Origin of the sequence: Alsobacter ponti, assembly GCF_024294805.1 — a bacterium.
GTDB lineage: Bacteria > Pseudomonadota > Alphaproteobacteria > Rhizobiales > Beijerinckiaceae > Alsobacter > Alsobacter ponti.
The window spans coordinates 147,442-160,634 of record NZ_JANCLU010000002.1 but is presented as its reverse complement, the minus strand read 5'-3'; the positions used below and the strand labels follow the sequence as shown (position 1 = coordinate 160,634).

Here is a 13,193-nt window from a genome sequence, read left to right as displayed (position 1 = left end):
GAGTTCAACGCTGGAACCGTAGCATCGCGGCGATGTCCGGCCCGGCCATCGCCGCGAGACGCCCCATGTCCGTTCCGACGGTTCGCGCCGCCGTCCTGCACATGCTCCCCGCCCAGCTCGGCGCGGCGGGCCTCGACGCCGACGCCATCTTCGGCGCGGGCGGCATGCGCGCGGCGGCGACCGCGACGCCCGCCCTCGTCCATCGCGCCCAGGTCAGCGCCGTGCTGAACATGGCCGCGCGCGTTCTCGACCGGCCGGAGATCGGTCTCGCGCTGGGCGCGGCCGCCGATCCCGCGCGCCTCGGCAGCGCCGGTCTCGCCCTCGTCGGCGGAACGTCGATCGGCGAGTGCCTGCGCGCGCACGCCCGGTCGATGCCGGCGCTGCAGACGCATGTGCGGCTGGGGCTGCGGACGGAGGGCGAGCGGGCCGTGTGGTCGCACCGGCTCGAGGGGGAGCCCGAGGGCGCGTCGTCGATCCTGTACGAAGGCGCGGCCGCGTTTCACCTGCGCTTTCTGCGGGCCCTGCTCGGCGTCGAATGGTCGCCCACGTATGTCCTATTTCCGCACGCCCGCCGCGGGCGCGCCCTCGACTACGAGGAGCATTTCGGCGCGCCGGTCGTGTTCGGCGAGACGGCGGACACGCGCATCGTCTTCGACAAGGCGGTGCTTCGCCGCCGCGTCGCGCCACGGGCCGATTCATCGCGCGACGGCGGCGACGCGCGGAGCGTCCCTGCCCCGCAGGCCTACCAATTGCGCGACTCCGGGCTGCTCGACGTGCTGCGCACCATCGTGACGGCGCGCCTGCCCCACGGCCCCGTGACGCTCATCGACGCCGCCGGCGTGCTCGGCGTCGCCCCGCGCACGCTTCAGCGCCGGCTCGTCGAGGCCGGCACCTCGTTCGAGGCGCTGGTCGACGGGCTGAGACGCACTCTGGCGATGGCGCGGATCCACGAGGGGGCGCCCGTCACGCGCGTGGCGATGTCGCTCGGCTACTCCGACACCGCGCATTTCACCCGCGCCTTCCGGCGCTGGACCGGCCGCCCGCCGACGACGTTTCGCGGCGAAGCGCTCGCTTTGGAGCGGGGCGATTCGCAGGACTGAGGGGGAAAGGCCTGAGCGGGGGCCGCCGGGGGCTGCCGATGCACGCTTGTCAACCGGGCCGTGTGACGGCAATGTCTGCGCGGCTGAGACGATCAGAGGGCGCCGCGGGAGATTCTCCGGCCGGCGACGAGACAGGGAAACAGCGACGTGACGAACACCGACCGTGAAATGGCGAATTCCGGCGCAACGGACGAGGCGGCTTCGGCCGGAGCCCCGTTCAGCCGACTCAACCGTCGGTCGTTCCTGCTCGGCTCGGCCGCCGGCCTCGGCTCGCTGGGGCTCGCTGGCTGCGTCTCGACCGACGGCATGAGCCGCGCCGAGGCGGCGCTTCACTACGGGCCGGTGCCCGAGGAAAAGTTCCCGATCCCGGCGATCGACGTCAGCAAGGTCGACCCGAAATATTACCGCAAGACAGTGCGTTACGACAGCAAGGAAGCGCCGGGCACGATCATCGTCGACCCCAGCAACTACTACGTCTACCGCATCGAAGGCGACGGCAACGCCACGCGCTACGGCGCCAATGTCGGCCGCTCGGGCTTCCTGTGGAACGGCGAGGCCTATGTCGGGCGCAAAGCCGAATGGCCGGTGTGGACGCCGCCCAAGGAGATGATGGCGCGCCAGCCGGAGTCGCGGAAATACGCCGGCGGCATGCCGGGCGGCCTCGACAATCCGCTCGGCGCGCGCACGCTCTACCTCTACCAGGGCGGCCGCTACACGCTCTACACGATCTACAGCACCCTCGACCCCGAATCGATCGGGACCAACGTGACCAGCGGATGCACCGGGCTCCTGACGCAGGACATGCTCGACCTCTATTCCCGCACGCCGGTCAAGACGAAGGTGATCGTCCTCCCGGCGTAACTCTTCGCGGCTGAAAGCTCCGCCCCGCTCCGCTCCGCTCCCGTTGGGGGCGGGGCCGGACCGTCCTCGACGATGCGGACGGTCGCGACAACGCGTCGAATATCGGCCGCGCGCACCTAGGCGCGGCGGGCCGTCGTCTTCTATGGTTCCTTCCGAAGAACGTCGTGAGCGGCATGGCCGCCGGCGAAGAGGGAGGCCAGCGCCATGAAGATCACCGGCATCGAAACGCTTCGCGCCGAGGAGTTCGCCAACGTCCTGTGGGTCCGCGTCCATACCGACGCCGGAATCGTCGGGCTGGGCGAGACGTTCTACGGCGCGGGCGCGGTTGAGGCGCACATCCACGACACGCTCGCCCAGCGCCTGCTCGGCCGCAATCCGCTGCATGTCGAGGCGCTGAACCGGGAGATGGTGAGCCTCCCGATGGCGCAGTCCTCGACCGGCGTCGAATACCGGGCGGCGTCGGCGATCGACATCGCGCTGTGGGACGCGTTCGGCAAGGTCTGCGGCCAGCCGGTCCACCAGATGCTGGGCGGCCTGTGCCGGGAGAAGCAGCGCATCTACAACACCTGCGCCGGCTACCGCTACGTGCGGACCAACAATATCGTCCCGGTCTCCAACTGGTCGCTCGGCGAGGCCGCGGGCCCCTACGAGGACCTCGACGCCTTCATGAACCGCGCCGACGTGCTGGCCGAGGACCTCCTGTCGCAGGGCATCACGGCGATGAAGATCTGGCCGTTCGATCCGGCCGCCCAGGAGACCGCCGGCCTGCACATCTCCGCCGCCCAGATGAAGGCCGCCATCGCGCCGTTCGAGAAGATCCGAAAGGCGGTGGGCGACCGCATGGAGATCATGGTGGAGTTCCACTCGCTGTGGAACCTGCCCACCGCGCTGAAGATCGCCCGGGAGCTGGAGGCATTCGAGCCCACCTGGTACGAGGACCCGATCCGCATGAACTCGCCCCAGGCGCTGGCGGAGTACGCGCGCTCGACCGATGTCTGGGTCTGCGCCTCCGAGACGCTGGGCTCGCGCTGGGCCTTCAAGGATTATCTCGACCGCGACGCCGCCCACGTGGTGATGGTCGACCTGTGCTGGACCGGCGGCCTCACCGAGGGCCGCAAGATCGCGGCGATGGCGGAGACCTATCACCGCCCCTTCGCCCCGCACGACTGCATCGGGCCGGTGGGCTTCATCGCCGCCGTGCATACATCCTTCAGCCAGCCCAACACGCTGATCCAGGAGTCGGTGCGGGCGTTCTATCGCGGCTGGTACAACGAGCTCGTCACGGCGATGCCGCGCATCGAGAACGGCTATGTCTACCCGATGGAAGGCCCTGGCCTCGGCGTCGAGCTGCGGTCCGAGGTGTTCGAGCGCTCCGACCTGACCGTCCGCCGCAGCGTGCTCTGAGGGCGCGCCGGGCGGATACGGATCAGCGCGCCTCGCCCGCGAGGAAGCGCATGCGCCGGCCTCCCCCGCCCGGCAGGAGCTTGCCGCGCAGCACGGTGGCGGCGGCGACGAGGAGCGTGTCCCCGACGCGCTCCTCGCGATAGCTGTCGAAGAAGGCAAAGCGCCCCTCGATTTGCTCCAGCACGGTGATGTCGGCCGCCGTCCCGACCTTCAGCGTGCCGATCTGGTCCTGCAGGCCCAACGTCTTCGCCGGGTTCGTCGTGGACATCTCCACCACGCGCTCGATCGGCACGCCGAGCATCAGGAACTTGCTCATCGTCGTCGGCATGTCGAACACCGGGCCGTGCAGGTTCATGCCGTGCAGGTCGGTGCTGATCGTGTTGGGCTCGAAGCCCTGCTCCAGCGCCGCCTCGACCACGCTCCAGTTGAAGCTGCCATAGCCGTGGCCGACGTCGAACTCGACGCCCCGCTCCCGCGCGGCGCGGACGTCGTCGAAGATGCGCCCGTGGTCGTCCGTCACCCGCGTGGAGCCGCCCTTGAAGCAGTGCGTCAGCACGTCGCCCGGCGACAGCTCGTTGACCAATTCGGGGATCGACATCGGGCATTCGCCGATATGCACCATCAGCCAGGTCTTGGAGTCGCGCGCCGCCTGGATGGCCTCGCGCAGATTGTCCCAACCGTCCTTGCCGGCGCCGATGATGTGCGTCCCCGCGCGGATCTTCACGCCGACCGCGACGCCCCGGTTGCGTTCGATGGTCGCGACGACGCCCTTCGGGTCGGCGTAGCGCCGGTCCATCAGCTCGCCGAGTTCGGAGGCGACGAGGCCGGCCCGCGACAGGTTGACCAGGCCGAGCACCTGGCAATGCGCCTTGTCGATGAAGTCGCGGCGGAAAGCATCGAAGTTGTTGGACCCCGCGGACCCCGTGTCGAGCATCGTCGTGACGCCGCCGGAGATGCACAGCTGGTCCGCGTCGACCCCGAGCGGAACATGCGGATAGACGTGGACATGCAGGTCGATGAGCCCCGGCGTGACGAGATGGCCGGTGGCGTCGACGGTGACCTGCGCCTGCCCGCCCGAGCCCGGTTCGAGCAGCGCGGCGATCTTGCCGTCCTTCACCGCGACGTCGCGGTCGGCGGCGAGGCCCTGGGACGGATCGATGACCTTCCCGCCCCGGATCAGAATGTCGTGCATCGCCGCCTCGTATGATTTGACAAGTTGTCTGACAAAAATATCGTGACCCTCACCGGGGCGCAAACGGGAAATGGCGTTCGATGACCCAGATCACGACAACGGTCGACTATGCCGCGCCGGGCCGGCAGGTGGGCTGGCTCCGGGTGCCGCATTCCGTCACCCGCAGCGCCTATGGCGTCGTGCCGGTGCCCATCGCCGTGTTCAACAACGGCGACGGCCCGAGCATCCTCCTGACCGCCGGCAACCACGGCGACGAATACGAGGGCCAGATCGTCCTGACGCGGCTGATCCAGCGGCTGCCGCCCGAGGACATTCGCGGCCGCGTGATCGTGATCCCCTCGCTCAACACGCCCGCCGCCATCGCGGGAACGCGGGTGAGCCCGCTCGACCAGGGAAATCTCAACCGCGCCTTCCCCGGCGACCCGGACGGCGGCCCCACCTGGAAGATCGCCGACTACCTCCACAACCACCTCGTTCCGATGGTCGACGTGGTGGCGGACTTCCATTGCGGCGGCGGCAGCCTCGCCTACCGGCCGCACGCCAGCACGCATTTCTCTCCGGACGCCAGCCCCGAGCTGAAGGCGCGCAGCCTCGCCGCCGTGAAGTCGCTCGGCCTGCGCCACGTGATGATCTTCGAGACGGCCGCGCGCGCCGGCGGGATGTCGACCGCGACCCGCGAGCACCGCAAGATCTACATCAACGGCGAGTATGGCGGCACGGGCGCGCTGACGCCGGAGGGGCTGGCGCTGGTCGAGGGCGCGGTCGCACGCCTCCTCGCCTTCTTCGGCGCGACCGACGAGACGTTCGAGCCCGCGCCGCCGCCCGTGGCGCTCCATGTGTTCGGGCCGCGCGCCTATGTCTACGCCCCGGAAGCCGGCGTCTTCGTGCAGGCGACGCGGCTCGGCGACACCGTCGCCGAAGGCGATCTGTGCGGAGAACTGTTCTTCCCGGAGAACCCCGGCCGCGCCCCGATCCGCCTCCATTTCGAGGCGGCGGGCGACGTCGTCTGCCAGCGCCACCCGGCCCGCGTCGAACGCGGCGACTGCGTCGCCCATCTCGCCCGGCCGGTCGGTTGATCGGCGGGCTCATCAGCTCGGGTCGCCGGCCTGCCGCCGGCAATGGCCCCGCGCCGCGAAGGGCGGACGCCCGTCCGCCCGTCCCCACTGCCCACAGGGCGGACCTCGTCCGCCCGTCCCCGGACCCCCGGAGCGAAAGCGGAGGGGAATCCGGGGTCCAGTGCATGGATGATGCCGCGAAGCGGCGCTTTATCAGCCTTTTTACAAGGGCGCGCTGACGCGCGACATATCGCGCTGGGCCCCGGATACGGTTCCGCTGGCGCTGCACCGTTCCGGGGACGGGCGGGCTGAAGCCCGCTTCGCGAATTCCGTCAAAAGTCCAAAAAGCTATACTTGCCGACCTAGCCCACCGCCGAAAAAGAAAGCCCCCGCTGCCGGGGGCTTTCGCTGTCCTTCGACGATGCCCGCCTTGGGGCGAAGGCCGGTTCAGGTCGGCTCGCCGAGGCGCTTGTAGACCTCGACCATCGTCTTGTGCGCGTCGGCGACCGCGCGCGCCGGGTCCTTGCCCTTGACCAGCATGTTCTGGACTTCCTCGACCACCATGCTGCGGTTGACGATTTCGCTCAGCGCCGGGGTCAGCTTGCCGGGCGCGTAGTTGGAGCGAGCGGAGCGCGCCGCCTCGAGCAGGCCCGCGAAGGCCGGCTTGCTGGTCCAGAACGGGTCCTTGAGCTGGGCCGGATAGATCGGCAAATAGCGCCCGCCGGCCTCGACGATGAAGCGCGAATAGTTCTCGGGCTTCATGAAGTGCTGGATCAGCCCCATGGCGAGTTCGGGATTGGGCGACTTCTTGAACACGCTGTAGTAGTCGGTCGAGGCCGTGCTGAAGCGGCCGGCCGGACCGCCCGGCGGGCGCTCGAGGATCGTCGCGTCCAGGAACGGGCTCTTGTCGGCGATCAGGCTCGAATAGATGCTCGTCGGGTTGAGCGCGTAGGCCACCTGTCCGGACTGGAAGGCCTTGTTGTTCCCCGAATTGTCCCAGCTCAGCGCGCCGCGCGGGATGATCTTGGCGTCGTTGTACATCGTGTTGATGAGCTTGAACGCCGTCACCGTCGCGTCGCTCTGGAGCGCCGGCCGGTTCTTCTCGTCGATCAGATTGCCGCCATAGGCCGAGACCACCGACATCACGTCGCCGAGGCTGTCGGACGGGACCAGCCCGAGCGCCATGCCGTAGGCATAGAAGGGCGGCTTCGTGACCTTCTTGCTGGCCTCGATGAACTCCTCCCAGGTCTTCGGTAGGCCGTCATAGCCGGCCTCCTTGAACTTGTCGGCCCGCACATGGGCGGCGTTGGCGGCGATGCCCATCGGCGCGCCGAAGATCTGGCCGTTCATCATCGCGAGCGGCAGCGATGCTTCGTTGATGCCGCCCTCGCGCCCCTTCATCTCGTTGACGATCGGGGTCACGTCGAGCAGGTGTCCCGCGACGCCCCACTTGGTCAGGTCTTCCTCGTTGGCGCGCGTCACGTCCGGCGGAGCGCCCACCTCCAGCGCCGCGGCCATGCGCTTGGCGACTTCGCCGCCCGGCACCACCTCGATCTGGAGATCGTTGCCGCTGAGCCCCTTCAGGCGCGCATACTCCTTCGCCTGCTCCACGAGCAGGTCGTCGGCCACCTTGTTGAAGTTCGGCTGCAGCCAGAACACCAGCTTGGCGTCGCGGGCGTAGGCCGCGCGAATATTGAGGTAGGGGGCGGCTATTCCGGTGGCGGCCGCGACCAGGCCGAACTTGCCGATGTCGCGACGCGAATAGATCCTGCGAGTCATTTCCAATCCCCTCTCTGTTGTTGAGTGCGTTGCTACCCTTCCATCACCCCTTGACCGCGCCGAGGGTCAGACCCGTGATCAGGAAACGTTGAAACAGGAAGTACACGACGAGCGGAGGCACGGCGCTGATCAGGGTCGATGCCATCATCGGCCCCCAGAAAAAGACGTCTTCGACGATGAAATTCGGAATGCCCGTCGGGATCGTGCGCACGCTGAGGTCCGACACCAGGACCGAGGCGTAGATGAACTCGTTCCACGCCAGGGTGAACGAGAAGAAAGCGACGACCGCGAGGGCCGGAACGGTCAACGGGATGACGATCCGGAACAGCACGCCGAGGCGGCCGCAGCCGTCCACCATGGCGCTCTCTTCCAGCTCGATCGGGATGGACATGAAATAGCCCATCAGCAGCCAGGTGCAGAACGGCACGGTGAAGCCGAGATAGGAGAAGACCAGCCCTTCCAGCGTATTCTGCAGTCCGACCCCGCGAATGATGATGAGCAGCGGGATGAACAGCAGCGAACTCGGCATCAAATAGGTATAGACGAGGGCGCGCGCGAAGAACCTCCGGCCCGGGAAGTTGAGGCGCGTCAGCGCATAGGCGCCGAGCGCCGCGCACACCAGCGACAGCATCGTCGTGACGACCGCCACGATGACGCTGTTGCGGAAGTAGATGAGGAAGTTGGTCTCCTCGAACAGCACCCGGTAATTGTCGAGCGTCGGCTTCAACGGCCAGAGCGTCACCTGCTCGCCGTAGATCTCGGAATTGACCTTCAGGGAGGTCACCACCATCCAGTAGAGCGGCGCCACCGTCCAGACGATCAGGACGACCAGCGCCACCGCGCCAACGCCGCGCGTCAACCGTGTCGAGGTTTGCTGACTCATCGCCATGGGTCAGGTCCCGTCCTTGCGCAGCATGCGACGTGTCAGGAAGACGATGAACACCACCAGGAACGGGAACAGCGTCATGTTGATCGCCGAGCCCAGCCCCATGCGGCCGGCCTCGATGGCGACGCCGTAGCTCTCGTTCGGCAGGATCTGCGTGAGGTTCGCCGGCGCGCCGTTCGTCAGGATGTTGACGACCACGATGCTGGTCGAGGTGAACACCGTCGACAGCATCACCGTGATCGTGAACACCGCCTTCAGTGACGGAATGGTGACGTGCCAGAACTTGTGCAGCGTCGCGGCCCCGTCGATCTCGGCGGCCTCGTAGAGCTCCTTGGGGATCGACTGCAATCCGGCCAGGAAGTGCATGGTGTAGAAGGGCGTGCCGCTCCACACCACCACCGCGATCACCGACCACATCGCCCATTTCGGCTCGGCCAGCCAGGCGATCCCGTTGTCGAGGATCCCGGCGCGGAGCAGCACGATGTTCAAGAGCCCGTTGAACTCGTTGTAGACCCACAGCCAGATCAGCGAGGCGATGACGGTGGGGATCGCCCAGGGGATGAAGAGGATGGTGCGGTAGATATTGTTGAAGCGCCGCGGCTGGTTCAGCACGAGCGCCGACGCGAGGCCGATCAGGAATTTGATGCCGACGGCGACGACCGTGTACCAGACCGTGTTGTAGAAGATCTCGATGAACTCCCGGTCCGAAAGAAGCTCGATGTAGTTCTGGAGGCCGATAAACCGGCTCGGGACGCCCGCCGTCTTGTCCTCGAAGCTCAGCAGCAGGGCGTAGGTGAAGGGATAGAGGACGACGCAGGTCAGCACGACCGTCGTCGGCAGCAGGAACAGAAAGGCCAGCGTGCGGACGTCGTTCGAGACGAACTCCCAGAAGCTCGGCTGCCGGGGCGCCGCCGTCGGGACCAATGTCGTCGTCGCCTCGCTCAAGACGCCGCCTCGCTCTGCGTGTCCGGCCAGTGCCGGAGAGCGTTGGCGCGCTCGATCTTCCACGCCTGCACGCCCTCGCCGCGGTTCGTCCGCGCCTCGCCTATCGCCGCGCGAAGGCGCTCGGCCACGACATCGCGCTCGCCCTGCCCCAGCGAGCGCGGGTCCATGACGAAGGAGCCGTGTTCGAGCTGGTGCGTGCGCACGCGGATCGATGGCGATCCCTTTTCCAGCGCATGCACGACGTCGACGGCCTTGAAGCCCGCGTCGGGCAGCACGGTGACGCGCAGGCGGTCGAACGGGTTGTCGGTGGGATCGGGGTCGAGCTCCGCGCTGATGCCGGCGATGTCCGCCACCGCGTCGCGCCAGTAGAGCAGCGGCTTTTGCAGCTCGGCGCGAACCGCCGCGCGGTCCTCCGCCTTGAAGGCGCGCAGCGCGACGATGGCTGCGGCGATGCCCTCCTTGCCCACCTTCATCGGCCGGCCGATCCCGTAGTTCTGCAGGAAGGCGGCGCGGACGACGTCCTTGCGGCCGGAGACGATGCCTGCCGTCGCGCCGCCGACGAATTTGTGGGCGCTGTGGATGCAGATGTCCGCGCCCGCCTTGTGATAGCCGGTGAGGTCGTATTCGGCCGCCAGGTCGACGATGACGGGCACGCCGCGCTCGCGGCAGACGCGGGCGAAATCGGCGAAGGGAATCTGCCCGTCCGGCGCGCAGTGATGGCTGACGACGAAGAGCGCCGCCGCCGTGTCGGGGCCGATGGCCCCCGCAAGCTGCTCCTGAGACGTCGAGTTGACGGACCCGAAGGCGCGCACGCGCGCCCCCGCCAGCCTGATGTCCTGCGTGATCGGGTGGCCGTAGTTCACCAGATGGCCGACCTGAATCACGACCTCGTTCTTCATGCCGGTCGTGTCCGGAAGCTGCTCGATGGCGGTCATGCGGTCGCCCGTCATCGCTCCCGCCACCGCCATGCAGATGCCGGCGGAGCTGCAGGCCGCGACGAAGCCGGCCTCCGCACCGGTGACTTCGGCGATGGCGCGGCTGGCGCGCGCCTGCAGCTCGACGATGTCGACGCCCCTGCCCATGATCGCGGCGGCCGCCGCGATGGCCTCGGGCCGGGCGCTAATGCCGCCCAGGGTGGTGAGCGTCCCCGTCAGGTTGATCACCGGCGTGCAGCCGAGGCTGACGCGGATGTCGGGGTTGGCGTCGTGTTGCGTCTGTCCCTGGAACGTCATTGGACCTTCTCCGAGCAAAGCCCCGGATCGGCGGATTGGGAAACCGCCCACGCGCCGCGCCGCCGCCGCATTGCGTGAGTTGCGAAATCGAACGCCGCGCCCATCGTCAGCCAGCCGCCATGGATGCGCGGGCCGGCCGCCCGGGGGCGACGCCCCCGGCCAGCAGCGGCGCGTAATTGTAGGTGGCCGGGCTGCCGCCGGTGTTGACGAAGACGACCCTCGCCCCTTTCGGCACCCCGCCTGTCGCGACCTCATCGACCAGAGCCCGCGCGACCTTGGCGTTGTAGACCGGATCGAGAACGAGGCCGTGCAGCCGCGCGAAGAGGCGGATGACCTCGACGAGCGGAGGCGTCAACGTGCCGTACCCGATGGCGGCCTGATCGTCGATCAGCGTCAGGTCGCCCGCGCCGAGGCGGGTCGGGATTCCGAGCCTCTCGGCGGCGCGGGCGGCATGGCGCTCGATCTCCGGCGCGACCTCTTCGGCGGGGCTGGAAATGCAAACGCCCACCACGCGCGCCGGCGAGCCGAGGTGCTTCAGGCCGAGCGCCAGGCCGGCGGCGGTCATTCCCGCGCCGACCGCAATGAACACCGAATGCGGGGCCGGCCCGCCGGAGAGCTGGGCGTGCAGTTCCTCCGCCGCGTCGACATAGCCGATGGTGGCGTCGACGCCGTAGTCGAGCATGCGGTCGAGAACAGCAGCGCGGCGTCCGGCGCGGGCGCACTCATCGCGCACCTGCTCCTGGGCCGCCATGACGCCGGCGCGGTCGAGGCCGGGCGCGACCACGCGCACCTCCGCGCCGAGGATGTCGAACAGCAGCCGGTTGCCCTGCGGCGGCTCGCCGCCATGGCCGTCGCCCGGCACCAGCAGCACCGCCCGCATGCCGCAGCGCGCGGCGACGGCGGCGATGTCCCGCAGCTTGTTGGACTGGTCGGACGCGTAGGCGACGAGCGTGTCGACGCCCTTGCCGCGCAGCGACCCGATGGCGAATTCCAGCAGCCTCGCCTTGTTGCCGCCGACGCACAGCCCGGCGAGGTCTTCGCGCTTGATCAGCAGGTCGATGCCCAGCGCCTCCGACAGACGCGGCGCTGGTTCCAGCGGCGTCGGCAGGTGGACGAAGCGCTCGCGCGGCTGATCCTGGCAGATCATGTCCGCGCGCTCCGCGGGGGATGGAGCCCGGGCCGCCTCATGCCGCCGACCTCAGGCTGGCGGGATAGAGCTCGACCTTGGGCCGGAACTCGACATTGTCGTCGAGGGGGAACATCGGCCGGGGGCAGACGCGGTGCCCGAGGCTGTTGAGGTTCGCCGAGGTCGCGCCCGGAATGTCGAGCACGTAGTTTTTGCGGGCGAAGGTGAAATAGCGGATCGCCGCGCCGGGCGACTTCACGACGATGATGTCCGCCTCCTCCGGCTCGAGCCCGTGCGCGAGGAAGATCGCCCGGTCCATCATGAAGACCGCACGCGAGACGACGACGATGCGGATGTCGCCGTGGCGGAGCACCGCGGTCGGCCCGGCATGGGCCGGCATCCGCGAGACCTCATGCGTGTATTCGCCGTCGCCCAGCCGCTCGACCGTGACATCGAGCGCGAGCGGGGGAAAGCGCGCCGGATCGATCGTGCCGCCGAGCGAGACGCGGATGCGCGCGCCCACGCCCGCCTCATGCGCGCGCGCCGCGGCCGGGGCGTCGACGATGGGCATGATCGCGCGGCCGCGATAGCCGGCCGCGATCAGGCCGGCCAGGATCGTGTTGCTGTCGCCGGACGCGCCGCTGCTCGGCGCGTCGGCGGCGTCGGTGAAGGTGACGGGACCGCCCTGCCCGGCCGCGTCGGCGATGGCGTCGGCGAGCGGAACGAGCTCCGCCAGCATCTTCTCGTGGTCGGCCCAGAACGCGTCGGCGAGCTCCATGGCCAGCCGTCGGGCCTTGTCCGGGTCGTTGTCGGTGATGACGAGCGACTGCGAGCCGAGTTCGGGGGCGTCAGTGAAGGGGTTGCCGATCAGCACGGCGGCCGAGAGCGCTTCCCCGCTCTCCTCCATCGCCTTGGCGCGGTCGATGATCTTGCCGTAAAGGCCGGTCGCCGTGATCAGTTCGGGGCCGCGCACGAGCGCGGGAATGAAGATCCGCGCCATGACCGGCTTCGCGCCGCGGTCGAGGATCGCTTCCATCAGCCGCGCGGCGCGCCGGCCGGTGCTGGTGAAGTCGTTGTGCGGATAGGTGTGGAACACGGCGATGGCGTTGCAGTTCGACAGCATCCGGGCGGTCAGCAGCCCGTGCAGGTCGAGCGAAATGACGATGGGGATATGGGGCCCGACGCGCCGGCGCACGTGCTCCAGCAGGTAGCCTTCCGGGTCCAGCTCGCCGATCGCGCCCATGGCGCCGTGCAGCGACATGTAGATCGCGGCGACGTCGGGCGACATGGCGCGGTCGACCGCCTCCAGAAGCTCGCCCGAGAGCCGGGCGAAGCCCTCGCCCGACAACGGCCCGGCGCTGCAGGCCGAGGCTCCGTAGACGGGGACCAGCTCGATGTCCGCCCGCTGCCCGAGCACGTCTCGGAAACCGCGCACGCAGGTGTCCGCGTCGGCGTGCGCCTCGAACAAGGCCGCGCCGCGAAACACCGCGAAGTCTTCGTACTGGCTGGGCTGCGGATTGAACGAGGAAATCTCCTGCTCGCAATCCACGACGAGAATCTTGCGCCTCAAGATTGTCCTCCCTGGCAAGTTCTCGTGTTGTTTAACAACTTAA

General features: G+C 68.7%; 11 protein-coding genes. 4 read left to right on the top strand and 7 right to left on the bottom strand.

Features of this window, described 5'->3' with window-relative positions; translation table 11 throughout:
* Nucleotides 1-65 precede the first annotated feature (65 nt).
* The 3 genes from NK718_RS03070 (at nucleotide 66) to NK718_RS03060 (ending at nucleotide 3,365) form a co-directional block, all read left to right on the top strand.
* On the top strand, nucleotides 66-1,100 hold the full coding sequence (locus tag NK718_RS03070; RefSeq protein WP_254738514.1) for an AraC family transcriptional regulator: 1,035 nt from the start codon (nucleotides 66-68) through the stop codon (nucleotides 1,098-1,100).
* A gap of 168 nt (nucleotides 1,101-1,268) precedes the next feature.
* A complete protein-coding gene (locus tag NK718_RS03065; protein ID WP_254738811.1) occupies nucleotides 1,269-1,961 on the top strand; it encodes a L,D-transpeptidase in 693 nt (230 codons plus the stop codon).
* A 204-nt stretch (nucleotides 1,962-2,165) separates the two neighbouring features.
* Nucleotides 2,166-3,365 carry a mandelate racemase/muconate lactonizing enzyme family protein gene (locus NK718_RS03060; RefSeq protein ID WP_254738512.1) on the top strand — a complete coding sequence of 400 codons (1,200 nt, stop codon included), beginning with the start codon at nucleotides 2,166-2,168 and terminating at the stop codon, nucleotides 3,363-3,365.
* A gap of 22 nt (nucleotides 3,366-3,387) precedes the next feature.
* Here NK718_RS03060 and NK718_RS03055 read toward each other — a convergent pair whose 3' ends face one another.
* On the bottom strand, nucleotides 3,388-4,557 hold the full coding sequence (locus tag NK718_RS03055) for an amidohydrolase/deacetylase family metallohydrolase (RefSeq protein WP_254738510.1): 1,170 nt from the start codon (nucleotides 4,555-4,557) through the stop codon (nucleotides 3,388-3,390).
* 80 nt (nucleotides 4,558-4,637) lie between these two features.
* On the opposite strand from NK718_RS03055, the gene NK718_RS03050 reads away from it, so the two are divergent.
* Nucleotides 4,638-5,633, top strand: coding sequence for a succinylglutamate desuccinylase/aspartoacylase family protein (locus tag NK718_RS03050; protein WP_254738508.1), 996 nt, complete (start codon nucleotides 4,638-4,640; stop codon nucleotides 5,631-5,633).
* A gap of 426 nt (nucleotides 5,634-6,059) precedes the next feature.
* Here NK718_RS03050 and NK718_RS03045 read toward each other — a convergent pair whose 3' ends face one another.
* From NK718_RS03045 to NK718_RS03020, 6 genes are all read right to left on the bottom strand, one after another.
* A complete protein-coding gene (locus NK718_RS03045; protein ID WP_254738506.1) occupies nucleotides 6,060-7,391 on the bottom strand; it encodes an ABC transporter substrate-binding protein in 1,332 nt (443 codons plus the stop codon).
* Between the two features lie 43 nt (nucleotides 7,392-7,434).
* Nucleotides 7,435-8,280 carry a carbohydrate ABC transporter permease gene (locus NK718_RS03040; protein WP_254738504.1) on the bottom strand — a complete coding sequence of 282 codons (846 nt, stop codon included), beginning with the start codon at nucleotides 8,278-8,280 and terminating at the stop codon, nucleotides 7,435-7,437.
* Between the two features lie 3 nt (nucleotides 8,281-8,283).
* The gene (locus NK718_RS03035) at nucleotides 8,284-9,222 is read right to left on the bottom strand and encodes a carbohydrate ABC transporter permease (protein WP_254738502.1); all 939 of its coding nucleotides are present in this window, start codon (nucleotides 9,220-9,222) and stop codon (nucleotides 8,284-8,286) included.
* Nucleotides 9,219-10,454, bottom strand: coding sequence for an aminotransferase class V-fold PLP-dependent enzyme (locus tag NK718_RS03030; protein WP_254738500.1), 1,236 nt, complete (start codon nucleotides 10,452-10,454; stop codon nucleotides 9,219-9,221). Before NK718_RS03030 ends, NK718_RS03035 begins: the two co-directional genes overlap by 4 nt.
* Nucleotides 10,455-10,560: 106 nt before the next feature.
* Nucleotides 10,561-11,601, bottom strand: coding sequence for a pyridoxal-phosphate dependent enzyme (locus NK718_RS03025; protein WP_254738498.1), 1,041 nt, complete (start codon nucleotides 11,599-11,601; stop codon nucleotides 10,561-10,563).
* Nucleotides 11,602-11,638: 37 nt separating this feature from the next.
* Nucleotides 11,639-13,150 carry a M81 family metallopeptidase gene (locus NK718_RS03020; protein ID WP_254738496.1) on the bottom strand — a complete coding sequence of 504 codons (1,512 nt, stop codon included), beginning with the start codon at nucleotides 13,148-13,150 and terminating at the stop codon, nucleotides 11,639-11,641.
* Nucleotides 13,151-13,193: the final 43 nt, after the last annotated feature.

Excerpts from the sequence above, each read along its gene's own strand:
- NK718_RS03040 (WP_254738504.1), bottom strand. The coding sequence starts at position 8,280 with ATGGCGATGAGTCAGCAAACCTCGACACGGTTGACGCGCGGCGTTGGC.
- NK718_RS03025 (WP_254738498.1), bottom strand. The coding sequence starts at position 11,601 with ATGATCTGCCAGGATCAGCCGCGCGAGCGCTTCGTCCACCTGCCGACG.
- NK718_RS03060 (WP_254738512.1), top strand. The coding sequence starts at position 2,166 with ATGAAGATCACCGGCATCGAAACGCTTCGCGCCGAGGAGTTCGCCAAC.
- NK718_RS03045 (WP_254738506.1), bottom strand. The coding sequence starts at position 7,391 with ATGACTCGCAGGATCTATTCGCGTCGCGACATCGGCAAGTTCGGCCTG.
- NK718_RS03055 (WP_254738510.1), bottom strand. The coding sequence starts at position 4,557 with ATGCACGACATTCTGATCCGGGGCGGGAAGGTCATCGATCCGTCCCAG.
- NK718_RS03050 (WP_254738508.1), top strand. The coding sequence starts at position 4,638 with ATGACCCAGATCACGACAACGGTCGACTATGCCGCGCCGGGCCGGCAG.
- NK718_RS03070 (WP_254738514.1), top strand. The coding sequence starts at position 66 with ATGTCCGTTCCGACGGTTCGCGCCGCCGTCCTGCACATGCTCCCCGCC.
- NK718_RS03030 (WP_254738500.1), bottom strand. The coding sequence starts at position 10,454 with ATGACGTTCCAGGGACAGACGCAACACGACGCCAACCCCGACATCCGC.
- NK718_RS03065 (WP_254738811.1), top strand. The coding sequence starts at position 1,269 with ATGGCGAATTCCGGCGCAACGGACGAGGCGGCTTCGGCCGGAGCCCCG.